The 18,321-nt window shown below is 51.0% G+C and carries 14 protein-coding genes and 2 riboswitches; of the genes, 1 reads left to right on the top strand and 13 read right to left on the bottom strand.

The genetic code is table 11. From position 1 onward, the window contains the following. Nucleotides 1-43 precede the first annotated feature (43 nt). Nucleotides 44-2,137, bottom strand: a complete 2,094-nt coding sequence (locus tag P1U47_RS03155) for a TonB-dependent receptor (protein ID WP_301027106.1) — start codon at nucleotides 2,135-2,137, stop codon at nucleotides 44-46. A 113-nt stretch (nucleotides 2,138-2,250) separates the two neighbouring features. Then, a riboswitch (cobalamin riboswitch) is annotated at nucleotides 2,251-2,512 on the bottom strand. A 343-nt stretch (nucleotides 2,513-2,855) separates the two neighbouring features. On the opposite strand from P1U47_RS03155, the gene P1U47_RS03150 reads away from it, so the two are divergent. Continuing rightward, nucleotides 2,856-4,004: a sirohydrochlorin chelatase gene (locus P1U47_RS03150; protein ID WP_301027105.1), complete on the top strand. Its 1,149-nt coding sequence runs from the start codon at nucleotides 2,856-2,858 to the stop codon at nucleotides 4,002-4,004. 22 nt (nucleotides 4,005-4,026) lie between these two features. Here P1U47_RS03150 and cobM read toward each other — a convergent pair whose 3' ends face one another. From cobM to P1U47_RS03090, 12 genes are all read right to left on the bottom strand, one after another. Further along, on the bottom strand, nucleotides 4,027-4,851 hold the full coding sequence (cobM, locus tag P1U47_RS03145; protein ID WP_301027103.1) for a precorrin-4 C(11)-methyltransferase: 825 nt from the start codon (nucleotides 4,849-4,851) through the stop codon (nucleotides 4,027-4,029). A 44-nt stretch (nucleotides 4,852-4,895) separates the two neighbouring features. After that, the gene (cobJ, locus tag P1U47_RS03140) at nucleotides 4,896-5,672 is read right to left on the bottom strand and encodes a precorrin-3B C(17)-methyltransferase (protein WP_301027102.1); all 777 of its coding nucleotides are present in this window, start codon (nucleotides 5,670-5,672) and stop codon (nucleotides 4,896-4,898) included. Nucleotides 5,673-5,678: 6 nt separating this feature from the next. Beyond that, nucleotides 5,679-6,467, bottom strand: a complete 789-nt coding sequence (locus P1U47_RS03135; protein WP_301027101.1) for a cobalamin biosynthesis protein — start codon at nucleotides 6,465-6,467, stop codon at nucleotides 5,679-5,681. Then, nucleotides 6,464-7,222, bottom strand: a complete 759-nt coding sequence (gene cobI, locus P1U47_RS03130) for a precorrin-2 C(20)-methyltransferase (RefSeq protein ID WP_301027100.1) — start codon at nucleotides 7,220-7,222, stop codon at nucleotides 6,464-6,466. Before cobI ends, P1U47_RS03135 begins: the two co-directional genes overlap by 4 nt. Further along, on the bottom strand, nucleotides 7,215-8,552 hold the full coding sequence (gene cbiE / locus P1U47_RS03125) for a precorrin-6y C5,15-methyltransferase (decarboxylating) subunit CbiE (protein WP_301027098.1): 1,338 nt from the start codon (nucleotides 8,550-8,552) through the stop codon (nucleotides 7,215-7,217). Before cbiE ends, cobI begins: the two co-directional genes overlap by 8 nt. Next, a complete protein-coding gene (locus tag P1U47_RS03120) occupies nucleotides 8,552-9,199 on the bottom strand; it encodes a precorrin-8X methylmutase (protein WP_008246577.1) in 648 nt (215 codons plus the stop codon). Before P1U47_RS03120 ends, cbiE begins: the two co-directional genes overlap by 1 nt. A 20-nt stretch (nucleotides 9,200-9,219) precedes the next feature. Further along, nucleotides 9,220-9,999, bottom strand: coding sequence for a precorrin-6A/cobalt-precorrin-6A reductase (locus tag P1U47_RS03115; RefSeq protein ID WP_301027096.1), 780 nt, complete (start codon nucleotides 9,997-9,999; stop codon nucleotides 9,220-9,222). Beyond that, nucleotides 9,996-11,135 (bottom strand): cobalt-precorrin-5B (C(1))-methyltransferase, encoded by a 1,140-nt coding sequence (locus P1U47_RS03110; protein WP_301027095.1) that lies wholly within the window; start codon nucleotides 11,133-11,135, stop codon nucleotides 9,996-9,998. Before P1U47_RS03110 ends, P1U47_RS03115 begins: the two co-directional genes overlap by 4 nt. Nucleotides 11,136-11,138: 3 nt before the next feature. Further along, on the bottom strand, nucleotides 11,139-11,897 hold the full coding sequence (locus P1U47_RS03105) for a hypothetical protein (protein ID WP_301027094.1): 759 nt from the start codon (nucleotides 11,895-11,897) through the stop codon (nucleotides 11,139-11,141). Beyond that, nucleotides 11,884-13,218: a cobyrinate a,c-diamide synthase gene (locus tag P1U47_RS03100; protein WP_301027092.1), complete on the bottom strand. Its 1,335-nt coding sequence runs from the start codon at nucleotides 13,216-13,218 to the stop codon at nucleotides 11,884-11,886. The genes P1U47_RS03105 and P1U47_RS03100 overlap by 14 nt, the downstream gene beginning before the upstream one ends. 324 nt (nucleotides 13,219-13,542) lie before the next feature. After that, a riboswitch (cobalamin riboswitch) is annotated at nucleotides 13,543-13,735 on the bottom strand. Between the two features lie 422 nt (nucleotides 13,736-14,157). Continuing rightward, nucleotides 14,158-17,241: a TrlF family AAA-like ATPase gene (locus P1U47_RS03095; protein ID WP_301027091.1), complete on the bottom strand. Its 3,084-nt coding sequence runs from the start codon at nucleotides 17,239-17,241 to the stop codon at nucleotides 14,158-14,160. Nucleotides 17,242-17,342: 101 nt separating this feature from the next. Then, nucleotides 17,343-17,666, bottom strand: a complete 324-nt coding sequence (locus P1U47_RS03090) for a hypothetical protein (RefSeq protein ID WP_301027090.1) — start codon at nucleotides 17,664-17,666, stop codon at nucleotides 17,343-17,345. Nucleotides 17,667-18,321 lie beyond the last annotated feature (655 nt).

The following is an 18,321-nucleotide window of genomic DNA, read 5'->3' as shown; positions in this document are numbered from 1 at the left end:
ATTCTGCCTCGGTGACCTCTGCGAATCACCGAGCTAAATCTGCCTAAAAGTGGTAGGCCAAGCTCGCTCTAAAGGTGCGTGGCTCCATTGGATGGGCGTGCATGTCTAACTGAGCTTCAATACCGGCGCTGCGCTCGGATAAAGTCCGTGAGGCATAGTAATAAGTGATATCGTCATCACGTTCATCCAAGGCATTGATAATCTCAAGCCCCAGCGATATGCCGTTGTTAAAACGGTAGCCAATATTGGCATTTAGGCTCTTGGATGCCGCCGATTCAATATCACCAGCTTCCGTTAACTTGCGAGGGCCGAAGTAGCGCAGCCTAAGACCCGCGTAGACGCCATTGTCTAAATCGATACTCGCTCCCATAGCAAAGACCTGCTCCACGCTGTCGGGCACATATTTACCCAATACCTGCCCCTCCTCGACCTGCAGTTGCTTAAACTCGGTTTCCGAGGAGGCAACATCCATATCCAGCACAAACCAGTCCACCGGCTGATAAAATACGCTCACCTCAAGGCCTTGGCGACGGCTGGCATCCCGAGGTTCGGTTGTCGACTCATCGCCAACAAACACCAACTCTGAGTTTAAGTCTAAGCGAAACGCCACCACCGACAGCTGAATATCATTGGCCAGCAAGCTACGCATACCCAATTCATAGCCCACCGACTCAGACATCAGCGGCACTGCACTTTCCTTTCTCACTACACCCCGCGCATCATTGCTGTGAAAGCCCTCGCCATAATTAATGAAAAACTCCGTGCTCGCGAATGGGCCAAAGCGCAATGATAATTTGGGCGACAACAAGGCCTCGCGGTCGCGGCCACCCGCCGTCGCATCAAGCTTATCGGCTACCGCCACATCAATGGTTTGGTAACGCAAACCCGCTATTGAGGCAAACCACGCCGTCCATTGGCTGTGTACGCTGCCGTATACACCGAGCGCCTGTTCTTCCACCGCGGCGCTGGCAAACAGATCATATATTAGGCCTCGCTGGCTAAAGCCCACACCCACGTCGTTAATATCGTCCAGTCGCAATTCACCGCCGTAGCGCAATTCATGTACCGCGCTTAGGGCCTGCGTAAAATCTAGCTGGCCGCCGAGGGTCAGGCGATTATCGAATTGGGTAAATTGGTCACCGCGCACCTCGGGGTCGTCACTGTTATCGCGGGAGTAATAACTCGCGTTAGAGCTTAAACGCAGCGCGTAATCCACCACGTAAAAATGACTTTGCAGATTCAGACCATCGTTCAATACCGACCAAATTTCAGCCGACAGGCTATAGCGATGAGTGTCGCCACCCGTGCTTTCATCTAGGGAGCCATAACGATCCACGCTACCCTCAGCCACTAGCCGCTGGGGAATCTGATCTGTCGAGGTCCAATCCGCTTGATAGGCCATGGCCGTCAGCGAATAACCTTGCTTGCGATCACCACCGCTGTATTTCAATACACCATTGGCTTTATCAAATCCCTCTGGCACCTGCCATGGGCCGTCGTTTTGCTGAGACTCAAGAGCGTAAACCAGCTGGCCATCTGCCGCAGCCACTCCGCCAAAGGCCAAGAGACGCGCATAATCGCTTTCGCCCACGGTAAGTTTCACGGTCTGATTTGCCATAGCCCGCGCATAAGATGTTCGCGCTGTACCCGCAGAGGAAAAATCCCCCGCTTCGGCATAATAGGGACCTTTGCGATAAACAATACGGTCGACCAATTCGGGAATTAAAAAATTAAGATCGGTATAACCTTGGCCATGACCGTGACTCACCATATTGATGGGCATGCCGTCGACATAATTGGCAAAGTCACTGCCGTGGTCCAGATTAAAACCCCGCAAAAAATACTGATTCGCCTTGCCGTCACCGCTGTGCTGGGTCACCACCATACCCGGTATGGTTTCTAATAACTCGGCGGGGCGCAGCGCTGGGCGGTGCGCAATTTGCGCTGCCAGAACCGTGCCTACCGAAGCAGCCTCAGCATCGGCCAGGCCCGTATTGGCAAGTGCGCTACCTGTAACCTGCACTTCTTCAAGCTGGCCGGCGCTGCGCTCACTTACACCACTTATGCCAGCCCCATATGCTGGACATACAATTGTAAAACAACTTATTACTAGCGGATTAAATATCGAATTTTGCAAAGGAATCGCCTCTTGATTGCAACAATCTCAATGGCGGCGGGAAATTAACGAGGAAATAGCAGAAGCCACAGAAATGACTCTGATTATACTCGCCTGATTGCACACCCCGACCATCAGGTAAATGCATATCAGGCAGGTCTACTGGCTCACGACTTCATTCTACGCGTTTAAGAAAACGCCAGAAAATGCGCTAATCGCCTTCCCAAGTTCAGTGACAACACCTTACTCAGTGGCCGTGATTAGCGCTCATCGCATACAGTTGCGGGGACAGCTTCAATTAATCGCGCAAAACCGAAAGTCAATTTTACGCACTGAATTCCCTATTAATCGCTACGGTGAAAATATCACCTTGGAACCTGAAAATGCGCAGCGACTTTAACCCAAGTAATATTTAAATTCATCAAAAAAAACTATTTAAACAAGTTACTTTAAACCGCAAAAAATAAATGAAACAATATGGTATCGAAACCCAAAAACCGAATTAAATGTCTGTAAATAAACACTATTTTTACCTAAAAAGCACAACACGCAACAATCCAACCGCTCTCAAAATAAAAACTAAAGACGACAAAATACCCTCCAACAATATGGAGTCATTCAAGTACAAAGCTATTAAAAAATTAATTTATTTACACGCCATCAATAAACTTAATCCCTCAATACTAATCAGTTACATCAATCCTTTTACTTCAATCACTTCTACGCAATGGACACCCGCATGACGAATTTAGAAAACCTGCCCAACAATTGCGGCTTACTTATCTGTGGTCACGGCAGCCGCGCCAAAATCGCTGAGCAGGAATTTAGCCTACTCGCTAAAAACCTGCGCCAGCGCTACCCCAAACTCAAAATCGAATACGGCTTTTTAGAGTATTCCGCGCCCAATATTCACATGGCCCTGGATGCGCTTCGGGAGCAAGGTGTAAAAACCATGTACGCCGTTCCCGGTATGTTGTTTGCCGCCACCCACGCCCAGAACGATATTCCGTCGGTACTCACCAGTTACCAGCAAAAGCACCCAGATCTGCATATTCACTACGGCCGTGAACTGGGCCTACACAGCAATATGATTGCCGCCTTTCAGCAGCGCATTCTCAATTCTCTTGGCCACACTGAGATTCCCGCCCCCGGCGCCCTCTACGACACCATGCTAGTGGTGGTCGGTCGCGGCACCTCGGTCGTTAATGCCAATGCCGACGCCGCCAAGCTCTGCCGTATCGCCGCCGAGAGCCTGGGCTTCGGCTGGTCCGAGACGGTCTATTCCGGCGTCACCTTTCCCTCGGTTGGCCGCGGTTTAGAAATGGCCTGCAAGCTCGGCTTTAAAAAAATTGTTGTCGCTCCTTACTTCTTGTTTGGCGGCCGGCTTATTGACCGTATTCACCGTTATATTGATAAAGTCGCCGCCGAACAGCCCGAGGTGCAGTTCATCAAAGCCGACTATCTCCGCGACCACCCCAAGGTCATTGATACCTTTGTGGCCCGCTTTGCCGAAACCATGAATGGCAGCCAACAACAAACCGGTCTACTCGCCGACTTTAGCGCTCGCCTCGCCCGAGGCGAAGTTGACTTACATCACCACCACGCCGAATACCAAGAACCCAATGCAACGCATCATCACAGCCACGATCACCACCATAGCCATTCACATGAGCAAGAACATTCCCATGAACATGAAAAGCAACATGAACATGGCCATAGCCATGCCCGCTACCAACACATCGCCCATCCCCACGGCCCCCGCACCATGATTAACGACAATGTCTGCTGCTGTTTTATGAGCCAATTCCCAGCAGAGCTCATTGCCGAAGAGCAGGCGCGCAAGCCTGCCCTAGACGGTATACCGGCCTGCAAGAAGCGGTCTGCTTAACACCATTCGGCCCATTCCAAACTTACAGCACCGGCTGTTTTAAGCTGGGATGGGCGGCACTGCTATTCACATCGCGCTGGCGAGCCGGCTTAACTTTGGGGCGATACACATGGGCCTTATCGTGGTCGTATAAATACGAGTCGCTAAAGTCTTCACTGGCCAAAACCCAGCCCACTAAAATCAAACTGGTACGGGTAAATTTCTTGTCGCGCACCTTGGCAACAATATCGCTTAAGGTGCCAACAACCTTGTCTTGATCCGGCCAGGAGGTGCGGTAGCAAACTGCCACTGGGCAGTCGGCGCCGTAGTGGGGAATTAGCTCCTCCACAATTTTATGAATACGGGTCACCCCCAAATGAATCGCCAAAGTCGCGCCGCTGGCGGCCAAGGCAGGCAGTCGCTCGCGCTCCGGAAATGGGGTTTTACCTTCGTAGCGGGTGTGAATAATGGTTTGCGACACCCCTGACAAGGTTAACTCCTTGCCGAGCCACGCCGCCGAGGCCGAGGTTGCGGTCACGCCGGGAATAATCTCATAGTCAATATTTAGGGCCTGCAAACGGCGGATTTGCTCGCCGATGGCGCCGTAAACCGAGGGGTCGCCGGAGTGAATCCGCGCCACATCATGGCCCTGCTCACTGGCCCAAGAAATATGCGCCATGATTTCATCCAGGTCTAAAGACGCGGTATCGACAATCCGCAGGGCATCGCCTTGCCGTCCAGCAAAAATATCGGTGGGCACCAATGAACCAGCGTAAAGCAACACCGGACAGGCGCTAATTAAGCGCTGGCCTTTTACCGTGATTAACTCTGGGTCGCCGGGGCCGGCGCCTATAAAAAATACTTTCACAGCGTTTCCTTTTTAAAAATCTTTAAGCAAGCCAGTCTTAAAATTTACGCCTTGCTGGCATAACCGCGAGGCGTGTAAATCCATTCTTTACTGCCGTTAACAATATGGCGGGTTTCGCGATTGCCCACCGACACCAAGGTGAACATATCAACGTCGCTGGCCTTAAGATCGCCCAAGCACGTAAAACGAATATCTTCGTCGCTGCGAGTGAGCTGGCGACCGATCACCACGGGCGTACTTGCAGGGCGGTACTGCAATAAAATGTCGCGGGCAGTATTCAGCTGCCAGTCCCGCTTTTTAGATACCGGATTATAAAAAGACACCACAAAATCGCCGCTGCCAGCGCCGTGTAAACGTTGTTCAATCACTTGCCAAGGCGTGAGTAAATCAGAGAGCGAGATTGTGCAAAAATCGTGGCCTAACATGGCGCCAACACGGCTCGCCGCGGCCTGCATGGCCGAAATACCTGGCACCACTTCAATATCGACCGCCAGCCATTCGGGGTGATGCTCTGCGCCGTTAAGCTGCTGATCTAATAGCTCAAACACCAAGGTGGCCATGGCGTAAATACCAATATCACCACTGGACACCAGCGCCGTGGCCTTGCCACTGGCGGCAAGATCTAGCGCCAACCGCGCCCGGCCAATCTCCTCGCCCAAGGGCAAATCATGGCAGCGTTTACCGGTGGTCATGTCTGCCAGCAAATCCAAATACAAGCCGTAGGCCACCACGTCGCTACACTGGGCGATAACGGCGCTAGCCAGCGGCGTAATCAAGCGCTCGTCGCCTGGGCCCATACCTACTAAATATAATTTACTCACAATCGCTCAATGTCCTTTTTGTGCTTCTATCGAATTCAACTTGGGGTAGGCTCGCGCTATCGCGCAGGTCGCCTTGGCATTTTTCTGTTTGCTTAGCAGTAATTCTGGGCTGTCGCCGGCGTAGTCTTGGGCCGCGTACAAGGCGGCGGATTCGGCCACGCCGTATACACCCACCGTTGCAAATACATAATCCGAGCGCTGACTAAGCAGCCCCTCAACCGTCGTGAGTTGCGGCACCGACCAAGTTTGAAACGCCAAGCGGTGCTTTGCGGCCAAACTGATTAAACCCATTTCGTCAGCCTTAATATCAATGCTGTTCAGGCTGTGAATATCGACCATCGACAATCCTGCTTGCTGCAGGCAGCTCGCCAGTAACTCTACCAAGACGCCTTCAGGGCAATGTCGCTCGCAGCCCATGCCCACGGTATACACTGGCTTGAGATAGGGTTTAGCCGTGGTTTGCACAAATTGCGCGCCGAGCAGCTGCGCCACGTCAAAGCCCCAATCATTGGCGCCGCCCTCGTGACCAGACAATAGCGGAATCACAAACGTGCCCTGCTCATCTAACACCAGTACGGCGGGGTCTTGATGCTTACTCACCAGCACCGGCGCCAAGCAGCGCACCGCAATACCGGTCGCACAAATAAGAATTAAACGCTCGCCGCGCAAAAAGGCCTGCTGCACAGTGCTAGCAAAATTAACTGGACGATAGCTCAGCACAGACAATGGAATCCGCGACAGTAAGTGCTCACCTAAACACTTCCCCGTTGGCGTTAAAGCAAAAATCCGAATCATGCCCGCGCCCCGCTACGGCTCACCAAAAACAGCGAGAAATACGGCCCCTGCACTGCCTCCAACTGCCTAACATCCTCAACAATGCGCTCATTGGGCCGCCCCACAAATTCAAGATAGCGGGCATCGGCTTGCCGCCCCGCCTCGCTCAGCGCAGCGAGAATTTGCGGCCGCGCCTGCCCTGCTTTTAAAATAACCACCGTATCGTGGCGCCCAAGGGCCGCGCGTAATTCATCTGGGGCGTGGCGACCGCTAAGCACCGCAAACGACTCGGCAAGCATGGCGAGTGGTGTTTTACTGCGAGCAGCGGCGGCATTAATCGAGCTAATGCCGGGCACCACTTCGCAGTGAAACTCCTCAGCCAAACGCGCCATTAAATACGCAAAGGAACCAAAGAACAGCGGGTCGCCCTCACACAAAAACACCACATTACGGCCCGCACGTAGCTGCTCGCTAATCCGCTGCGCGGCATCGTCATAGGCAGCATTTGCCAGCGCGCGGTCGCGGTTCATGGGCATATAAATAGCAAGTCGTAAAGCTATACTCGCACTCATAGACGCCGCCGCAATTTCAGCCGCTTGAGAGTGACCGTCGGCATTTTCTAAAAAGGCAATCACATCGGCTTGGGCAATTAGGCGATGGGCTTTTAAGGTCAGTAGCTCTGGGTCGCCAGGCCCCACCCCCACCCCGTAAAAAATACCTTTTGCTTGGGCTGGGAGTAGAGTGGGAGTTTGCGTTACCGGCAAATGCTCAGACATTGTCGATAACCTCGCTGCGCGCCGCCGTTTTTTCAAAACGGTACAAATACACCGGCAATAGTGGTCTAAAGCAGGGTTCACCGGCCAGTTCACCACGGCGACTCACCGCAATTTGAAGGGCTTCGCTGCGATATTGGCCAGCAACTAATTGCTGTTCAAAACGGCGTAACAACTGCTGACTGGTCTCGGTAACCGCGCTCACTACCACGCAGCCCCCACGCGGAATACCCGACCACACTTGCTGTAAAATATGAGTAAGCTCACCACCACTGCCGCCGATAAACACCTTATTCGCTGGCGGCAACTCAGCCAAGGCCGCAGGCGCGCGCCCCGCAATAATATGCAGGCGATCTGGCACCCCAACGTAATCCCGATTTTGCTGCAAACACGCGAGGCGCTGCGCATTAGATTCCACCGCGTACACCTGCGCCCCGCCGCCCCAGCGCGCCAACTCTACCGCCACACCACCGCAGCCTGCGCCGATATCCCACACCACATCGCCGGCCTGAACTTGCATTAGCGACAATATGTTCAAACGCACTTCGCGCTTGGTGAGCATGCCCTGACCACTGGCGCCGTCGGTAAAAAACTGCGCGTCGGCAATACCGGGGAATACCGGTAAGACGCCACCGCCCACCCCCGCGTGAATCACCGAGACATGGAGCGCAGCAAACTCGCGATTCTGCCCGCTCCCCTCTGCCAGCAATTCAGTGACAGTCCAATGGCTAATCGCTTCCTGCGGGTAGCCCAAGTTCTCGCACACACTGATTCGCGCTTGGCTAAAACCGCACTCCACACAGAGCTGAGCCAGCTGGCGGGGATGACTGTGTTTGTCGGTCAATATCAGCAAGCGCGCGCCAGCGCGCAAATAACGCCGTAAAACTGAAACCGGACGGCCATGCAAACTCAGTACGTCTACATCCTGCAGCGACAAAGCCAAGCGATGGCAAGCCGCCTGAATACTGGATACCCCTGCATGGAAGCGCAGCGCATCAGCGCCAAAGTGGGCGATCAAACAGCGACCAATGCCGTAGTACAGTGGATCGCCCGAGGCCAAAACCACCACCCGCTTGTCTGGCATGTCCTCAAGCTGGGCGAGTAGTTCTGGAATTTTCGGCAGCAGACGCGCTCGCTGCTCAGGAACCCACGGCGCAACCAGCGCCAATTGCCGCGCACTGCCGATAACCCAATCTGCAGCGCCCAGTGCCGCTTGCGCGGTGGCGGCTAAATGCAATGGCTCGCCAGCCGAATTACCCACGCCCAAACCAATGACATCCACGGGGGAAAGACGCGTTTGGCTTAATGACGGCATCGCCTTATCTAGCGGCATCAATACAACTCCCCGCGATTACAGCGCAGCAGGGCATTGCACACCGAGGCGGCAATAGCGCTGCCCCCTTGACGGCCCAATAGGGTAATACACTCTATACCGAGTGTTTGATGACAATCCCACAGCGCCTGTTTGGATTCCGCCGCGCCGACAAAGCCTACTGGAATGCCAATCACCAGTGCGGGGCGGCCCAAACTCGAATCACTCGCCAGCATTTCTAACAAACGAAATAAGGCGGTGGGGGCATTACCGATAATCACCACGCTGCCCGCTAAGTGCGGCCCCCAAAACTCCAGTGCCGCCATGCTGCGGGTTTCGCCCCGCGCTTGGGCTATTGCACTCACGCCCTCGGCATTTAAAAAGCACTGGGCTGGGCGCGCCAACATGCGCTTGGTCAGCCCCTGCTTAAGCATTTCTACATCGCAGAGTATTGGCGCCTGCGCGGCCAAGGCCCGCCGCCCAGCATCGCAAGCGCCCACACTAAACCGCAGCTGTGCTGCCAATGCAGGATCACCCGCGCTATGAATTACCCGCATTGCGACCTGTGTTTGCACAGCGTCAAAGGCCGACAAATCAGCCAGTTCGCGAATCATCGCAAAGCTATTGCGCTCTATTGCTTGCGGGTCTATTTCGTAATCGAATGTCATTTTAAAACCACGTCCAAAAACTATTCATTAGGGCTACTCGCCAAATAGCTTTGTTTAAGCGCTAACACCAAGGCCTGTTCGGTACTAAATTCTGTACACCATCTTTCATCACCCAGCACAGGCTCTGGCCGCCGCTGCATATACACCGGCAGGGATAATTGCCGCGCCGCCGCCAATTTTGCTGCCACTGCGTCGCCGCCACTGTTTTTGCAGACGATGGCGTCAATACCGTAGTTGCGCAGCAGCGCAAGTTCGCCCGCTAAAGAAAACGGCCCCACGGCCTGCACCCAAGACGCGTTATTTGTAAGCCCGCCTTGCAGCGGAATAGCGCTGCGAATGAGCAGCAATTGGCGATCTTTAAACAGCGCCAAATCATCGCTATCGAGCTGGCCTAGGCTCATAAAAATACGCTGTGGGCTTGTCTGAGCACTGGCCTTAAACAAGCTCGGTAACTCCGCAAAGTGGCTAAACTCATGCCAATTATCATTCGGCCCCGCCTGCCACAGCGGGCGCGTAAAGCGCCAACAGGAAATACCTAGTTCGGTACTCGCAGCACTGGCACTGGCGCGTATTCTGCTGGCAAAGGGATGGGTGGCATCGACAATGCCTTGCACCCCGCGCCGCTGACACCACGCGGCCAAGCCGCCGTATTGGCTGAAGCCGCCACTAATGACCTCGCAAGGCAAGACTGGCTGGCGCACGATGCCAGCAAGGCTATAAATCAGCGGTCGGCCAATATTGGCTAACTGCTGGCAAATCGCCTTGGCCTCGCTAGTGCCGCCCAATATTAAAATCGTCATTGCGCTAGTGCCGTAGTGTTAGCCGAGAAATCACTGGCATGGCCGACGACTTCGCCACGGCGATTTATTGCCCAAACTTCTAATTCGGTGGTGTGCGGCACAATGCGCCGCGCTTGGACTAGAGCTTGATTGCAAACAACGGCAGCGAGGTCTAGCCCTGCTGCATGGCAGAGGTTTAGCGCCTCTATACTGGTGTTAGCATTTTTTACTTGGTTGCAAAGTGCATCATTAGCCCCTGCTTGCGCAGCCCAGTCGGCCAACTGCATAAAGTCGATGCTTGAGGCGCGGCTGTGTAAATCTAAATGCCCCGCCGCCAATTTACTGATTTTGCCAAAGCCGCCGCAGAGACTTAATTTCGCGATAGGCTTACGGCGTAAATACTTTAAAACCGCGCCAACAAAGTCGCCCATTTCAATCAACGCCATATCCGCCAGCTGATAATGGCGGCGAATAAAATCTTCACTTTGGTTGCCGGTGCTGGCGGCGATATGCGCGTAGCCATTGCTCGCCGCCACATCAATGCCCTGATGAATAGAGGCGATGTATGCGCTACAGGAAAACGGCCGCACAATGCCGCTGGTGCCTAGTACCGACAAACCACCAAGAATCCCCAAACGCGGGTTCATGGTTTTTAAGGCGAGGGCTTCGCCGTTTTCTATGCCAATACCAATATCAAAACCGCCGTGATAATCCGCACCCGCCGCAATACCTTGCAAATGCTGGCTAATCATTTGCCGTGGTACCGGATTAATCGCTGGCTCCCCCACCGCCAAAGCCAAGCCACTACGAGTCACCGTGCCCACGCCGCGCTCGGCACGAAAATGCATGCCGCTGTTGGCGCTTAAAGCGAGATGAACAAACACCGTGGCGCCGTGGGTAACGTCGGGGTCATCACCCGCGTCTTTAATGGTTTTGGCCAGTACCCCTGCGCCTGCGGGGGCCAAATACACAATGGGCAAGTCCACTATTTTGCCCTTGGGCAAGGTAATGCTGGCGCAGCTTATCGATTCATTGAAAAACAACTTTCTCGCTGCCGCTACCGCACAGGCTGTGGCGCAGCTACCCGTGGTTAAGCCGCTGCGCAGCGGCGTAACTGGGCTAGCGTTTTGGCTGGAATCTGCGCTCTCTGGCCACATAATTTATAGCGCCTGCACAAACCACACCGCGCCAAATACCACCGTGGCCGCGCCTAAGGCCTGCCTGAACAAATCAAATAAATTGCTGTGGCGCTGAGCCAAATACGATTGCACACTGCCAAGGCCCAAGCCGAACACCACCATGCCCAATAGCACCGAGCAGGAGAAAACCAAGACATAAAGCAGCGCCGACAATAGCGCCATATCATTAATCACCGGCACCAAGGCCAAGGCTGGCGCGCTGCCCGCCAAGCCGTGCAGAGCGCCAACCATAACTGGGGTATGGGCTTTGGCCGCAGGCATTGCGCTATGTTTTGTAGGGTTTGCGGAATCGGCACCGGCATCATTCGCTGTACTGCTTTTTACTAAGTGAACATGCTCCAGCTCGCCATGCTCGTGCTGGTGCTTATGACGCAACACCACCACCCGTTCCCGTCGTAATTGCCACAACAGCGAGCCGCCAATCACGACCAGCACCAAACCCACCGCAAGCTCGGCAAAATGACCTAGGCTCGCAGGCAAGCTCAGCCCAAGCCCAAACACCACGCCAGCGCTCAGCAGCAATACCGCGCCATGGCCCAATGCCCAATGACTGCAGTGCCGCAAGGTCAGCGCTAAATTGGCCGCTATGCCGCGCTTTTTACCATTGTCGTGATGGCGATTGCTCAAGGCCGACACCGCCATAACATGATCTGCATCCATGGCGTGAATAAAGCCCAGCGAGAAACCCAAGGCGAGAATTGAAAGACTAATCCCTGACACAATCTGCATCCTTTATTTGCGTATGTGGCAAAAATACCTTGGCGATTACCTCGGGTGCCGAGGGAAAGAACAAGTGCAAATACGAGGCGGTTAAACCACCCTGCCGGTATATGGACTCACCCGGTGCGGGGTGCTTTGGCCGCCTGCCGTAGCCAATCGGTTCTGGGGTGTTTTCTGACTGAGAGCGATGATGGGCGTGGGCGCGCAGCTCACCTTCAGGCAATACCGCACTCTGCATACCTTGGCAACCGCCACGGCCACGCATAGCTGCTTGGCCAGCCAACAACCCCAGCATGGTATGGCGAGTGCCAGCCAAATCTTTGAGGCTTTCAAGGCAATACATAAAGCCGCCACACTCGGCCAAAAGCCCTTTGCCGCTTTGATAAAACTGCTGAATTTCGCTGTGCATTGCGGTGTTCGCCGCCAGCGCCTCTGCGTGTAATTCTGGGTAGCCGCCGGGCAACCACAGGGCGTCGGCCTCGGGCAATTCAGCATCGTGAATTGGCGAGAAAAATAACAATTCCGCGCCCATCGCGGTTAACAACTGGGTATTGGCTGGGTAAATAAAACTAAAGGCTTCATCCTGCGCAATCGCAATGCTTACCCCCGCTAACAAGCGCGGCGGCGGCATAATTGACTGGGCAGAAAACTTCACCGGCGGCGGCAGGCTCGCCAAGCTACTGGCAGCAACCAGCTCGGCGGCGGCATTAAAGCAGGCCTCTAACTCCTCGCGCACTTCACAGGCCTGCACCAAGCCGAGATGACGTTCCGGCAAGCGAATATTGGGGGTATTGGCAAAGCTCGCCAGCAGAGGAAGGCTCGCAGGCAGGGCGTCGGCAATCAGTTGCCGATGGCGTTCAGAAGCGCAGTGATTGACAATTAAACCCGTCACCGCAACGTCGTCGCGGTAATTGGCTAGGCCACAGGCCAGCGCCGCCGCCGTTTGCGCCATGCCCTTCACATCCATAATCAGCACAATGGGAATGCCAAAGGTACGCGCCAAATCTGCACTCGAGGGATCGCCGTCGAACATACCCATGGCGCCTTCCACCAAAATCAAATCGGCAGTTTGCGCCGCGCGGTAAAACTGATCTCGGCAATAGGCCTCCCCCGCCATCCACAAATCGAGCTGGGCCACGGGATGACCAGAGGCCTGCTCAAGAATTTGCGGGTCTAAATAATCGGGGCCCATTTTAAAAATGCGCACCTCGCGGCCCTGCAAACGGTGGTAGCGCGCAATAGCCGCAGTAATTGTGGTTTTACCTTGGCCCGAGGCGGGCGCAGCCAAAAACACCGCCGGACATAAAATATCAGCAGGCATACATCAACCCATCCTTTATTAAACGAGAACGCGCAATAGCCCGCATTTGGGCGTGCAAACGCCGTGTCATTTCCTACTCCTTTAGAAATTCTGAATGTACTTATATCGCCGTTAAATTAACGACGACGCGATACCATAAAACTCAGAACAAACGTGGGATGTAGAATAAGACAGGTAGGCGAAATAGCTTAGCAACGCGAACAACACGCGTTATGAAAAACGAGGGAATATGCGGAATAGCGGCAATAAAGCCGAATTCCAGCGCTGGAAATTGCGCAGAAAACCGAGAGTACATGAAATCTCCTCGCACCCGCCGTGCGATGTTCTGTGAATGAAACCAATGGCCGGTCTTCGGGCTCATAAGCGGATCTCTCCTCGGTTCACCCCTTCCCATACCGTGGCACAGTGGTTATGGCGAACCTAGCTTAATTACCGATGCGGGGGCAGCGCTGGATTTAAATACACACCAGACTTCCCGATTATCTCTTTACAGAGCACCTTTGGTGGGGCGATTGTAGCGACTTTAGGCTAGGAGGCAAAGGACTATATTGATGGGTGAGCCAACATGGCTAATCGCTACACTGTTACGCGAGACTAGAATTTAAGCTTGCGACAACACTTGTGATGGCGGCCTAAGCTAGATTCAGCCAAGGCTTGTAACATCACTAAAGCCGTTTACACTCTTAGCTTGCTCCGTTACTCGCGGTAGAACTATTTACCAATTTCTGTCTAAATTTTTGGCTCTATAGTTTGATTAAAGACTGTTATTGAGTAAAAAGCTGACGGTCGAAATACCAAAATTAGATGGAAGTTGGCAGGTTTTTCTACAGTGTCAACGCCCGGCTCACCGAGCAAATTTTTGATGGCGGCTTTTGTGCGAGTTTTTGCACAAAAGGTGACAGTGGAAATTTGTCCGGTGCAGCCGCTTGTTACATGCTATTAGTGGTACTTCATTTTTCTGTTAACGAAAGCAGGCATTGTACCTTCAAGCACATCGACAACCTTCCTATTTATAGCGCTGCATTCAATAGCACCAGGTGTATACGAAATTTTTTGCGCATTCTTCCTGTCAATTTCACAGTGAACTATCTGCTCTGCATCGCAAACTACAGCTAAGTTAGGATTATGAGTAACCATTATAATTTGTCGTTTTTGCTTCGCTTCGTTCAATACCGGCACCAACAAACTAACAATCGTTTCGTTATCGAGATTTTCTTCTGGCTGGTCTAATATAATCGGATTATTCCCTTTATCTACGAGAAGGTAGAAAATTAAAAGTAAAGAGCCTCTTTGTCCCGGGGAAAGCTGTCCTATATGGGCATCTTGAAACATCAAAGTATATCTTGGTTTCAGGTACTCAAGGTCGAATAAAAAGTCGTAAACTTCATTTGCGGAGCGCCCTTTGCGCAACATAGACTCAATACCAATCTGCCCGTTCGAAGAGCTTTCCAATTTATCGTGTAATTCGGATAAAAAATTAAGCAAGGATTTTTTGTTGTTTAGATCGTGCTTATCTTTTAAATCCTTTATGGTAGCTAAGCTTTCTGAGTCCCCTCTAAATTCACCGGACGCTTGTTTTACAATCGAAAATAATTTATCAGCGATTAATTCTGTAGTACTGCTTAGCTCAGCTTTAAACTCCAATCTGTACTCATCCCTAATAAGCTTGTTGCTGTGAATAAGTTGTTGAACAGGGTGAAATAACGTTTCTCTATTAACTCTTTGCTCGTCTAATAGATCGAATATTTGAGCGGACTTATCTAACCTTTCATCCTGCAAACTCTTTCTTTTCTCTGGCAACTGGTCCAGCTGCTCTTTTCGGTGTTCCAATCCTTTTAACGTATCTGGCAAATAGCTATTGCCTAATATATTAGATCTGTTTTCTTCCCACTCTTTTAGATTTTCAAGGTAATTTTGATAGGCTTGTTGTGGAGCATTTAATTTCAAGTTCAGAGGCTCTCGATTCGACACAAGGAGCAGCTCACGCTCCTCAATATCTTGATTTTCCTTTCTAAGCTCGGCTTCACGAGCTATCGCATCATTATTGACATCAGAAATTCTCTGGTCATTTATTTTTAGATTAATAATATCCTTTATATCGATCCCTAATAATGCAGCGTCATCAGCAAATGATGCGATGAATTGCTGAAGGGCCTGATTAACTACATCTATACCTTCACGAATATTTCGACCAGCCTTTTTCTTGGCTGCTAAATTTGTTAGCTTTTTATGATTATTTTCTTTTCTAATTTTGATCTCGTTTAGCTCAACCGCTATTTCAGCAAGACTATCGGAAGCTGTTTTCTGATCATCTGACAATTCACTTTTTGGCGTGGAAACTTCTTCTGGCTTAACCTTATTGTGCTCATCCAGAAGTCGGTTTTTCTGTAAGAGCAGCTCTTCTATTGATCGCCTAGTCTCGGGCAACATTTGCTTTTCAATAGAATATATTTTTTGATTGATGTTATGTAGCTCGCTTCTTAATGATTCAAGACGACTTCTTAGCGAACGTTCCTGCTGCTCTATTAACTGATCAAAATCAAGCGCACCTAAACGAACTGCATCATCAGCATGAGAAAATATTACTGCGCGAAGCTCTTTTTCAAATGCATCCGACTTCCCAGAGACATGTGCATTACAAAGCTCTTCAAAATGTCCTTGGGGGATATATTTAACTAGCTCTACGTTTTCGATTGCAGAGTTATCATTTAGATTTCTTTCCATCTCCTGACCATCCGCCCATGTAGACTTAGCCATGAAATGCTTAGCTGGCTCCCCAGTCTTCCCTCTAAAGCGATTTTCTTTCAAGAAAGAAAAGTGGTGGTTTTGCTTTGAGTTTCCTAATAGTGCGGTGATGTCTGCCAACGCGCTTTTACCACTTCCTTTATTTCCAATAATTGCTATTAAATCGGGATTTAAACTCAGCTCAGTTTTATTGAGCCACTCATCATTAAGAGCAGAGCCTACGACCTTGTTAACTTCTAACTTATCAATAAACAAACTTCTATTTGCATTGTAGAGCTTAATTTTTAACGGCTGCTCTCCAATGTACGAACGCTTGGCAGGTTCTTTGATTGCTTGCTGCAGTCCTTCAAAAGTTGGGTTCGCTTTAATCCAAGTAATTTTACCCGATGGGTAATCTCCATATCCTCTTTTATCATTATTGCCAGTCTCTCCAATAAAGCAATGAGCATCACTACCAGATACTGCCAGTCTCGGGGTATTGTTAAGGGCGATTTGAAATTCATCAACCCAACCCGAATTCCGATCACTCTTAATACCAGAAAAAGCTTCCCAAAGACCAATATTTCTGGTTTCAAAAATCGGTGATGATTTAAACAGCCCTAAGACATAAGCATAGTGCTCGTTTCTCTCTATTCCTGTGAGTCCATCACTAGTATCAAAAGGCATAAAACCAATTGCCTTATTGTCTTTTACTTTATAAATAGCTTGCTTATAGCTGTCACAGTTCAGCTCAGCCATTATTGAGCCTGCTCTAAGAGCATAATTTTCATCCTCCAGAATTTTAGTTTTATCTAAGGAGTGATGATTCAGCTTATCGACAGGTACAGAACGAGCGTATTCTTTCAATGCGCTATTCGAAAGCTTTCTAGCGGGTTGACCTGGAAACTCGATGAGAAGATCTGACTTGAAGTCCACTAATTCTTGATCATCAATTTTGTCAGAAAACAAAACGTGAGCATTCAGCCGTCCTTTCATTGGAGCCATTAAACGTAATTCAATACCTGGGAAGACTGTCTTTTCTAGCTTAGGGGCGCCTGTTTGCGCTAGTCTACGCTTCAGTGCAAACCAACCATCAAACGTCCAATAATCCATAATCGCAAATACTGCCGGTTCAGCAGCATTTATTGCACGAATCATTTCATCGACTAGAGCTGTGTTTTCCGGACAGTCAGGTTCATCCTTAAACCTTTTCCCACTCCAGTGGAACGATGCTGGAGTGTGTATATGAAGATCCCACTTCCGCCATTCGGAACCGCGATTATATTTTAAATCCGACATGTAAATCCTTCTTCATAATCCTACAAATGCCACGAAAAGTGCGTACGTTTTTGGCATGTAACGTCGTAAGCAGGCGCGCCGCTTTTTGGCGTCGCCCTGCCTTACCTTGTTAAATGTTGCTGGATTTCTGCTACAGAGTTAAACATGCCATGTCCTTCTACGTATCCTACATTTGGCAGAAATTCTAGGAGCTCCAGCCCCTCCGGAAACGGCCGCAAATCGTACACGCCAGAAACGACTGTGAAGCTGCCCCGCTTATTTGGCTTTGAGAATACTACCTCTAAGCTAATGCCGTGCTCGTCCCAGAATAAACATTCTCCGTTTTCAACGTCGATTCCCTCGCAAGCAGCAATAGCCGCTTCTTTTGATTCGAATACTTCAAGACCTCGGTCGTCTGTGGAAAAAACGAAAATCTTCATAGACATTTAACAGTTTTGTTATGACGACTCGCGCCATATATCACTTTGGCCCCCTTATCTAAAAATGGGCTTCAGCATCGATTTAAAAAACTCAGGGGATTCAATGGGATAGTGGCATCGCAAAAAAACGCACCGGACAAACGGTGACCAATTCCCTTTATTTCTGTGAAACATCCCTTTCCCCTGATCATATCCCGTTTTATATAGATTTCAATGCGTTAAATAGCGCGCCGCGATGTTAATGGGAATGGCTCTACTGTTCACCGCTCATAATGGCGCAGAAAAAGAGATTATACGAGTAAGGTAGGTGTTTGCTGGTTCAGTGGTATTGGATTCTGAATCAAGTTCAGAATGACGGGGGGTTGCGTTAAGAATGACGATGCGTGACTTTCAAAATGACGACGCGTGACGTTCGGCATGACGACGCTTGACGCTCATGATGACGACGCGCAGCGCTCATAATGACGCAGAATCAGGGGTTATACGTGTAAGGTAGGGGTTTGTTGGTGCAGTGGTATTGGATTCTGAATCAAGTTCAGAATGACGGGGGGTTGCGTTCAGAATGACGGGGGGTTGCGTTCAGAATGACGACACGTGACGTTCAGGATGACGACGCGTGACGTTCGGCATGACGACGCTTGACGCTCATGATGACGACGCG

Source organism: Zhongshania sp., assembly GCF_029212375.1.
GTDB lineage: Bacteria > Pseudomonadota > Gammaproteobacteria > Pseudomonadales > Spongiibacteraceae > Spongiibacter.
Note: the sequence above shows the minus strand (reverse complement) of the source record. Positions and strands in the feature narration are given on the sequence as shown.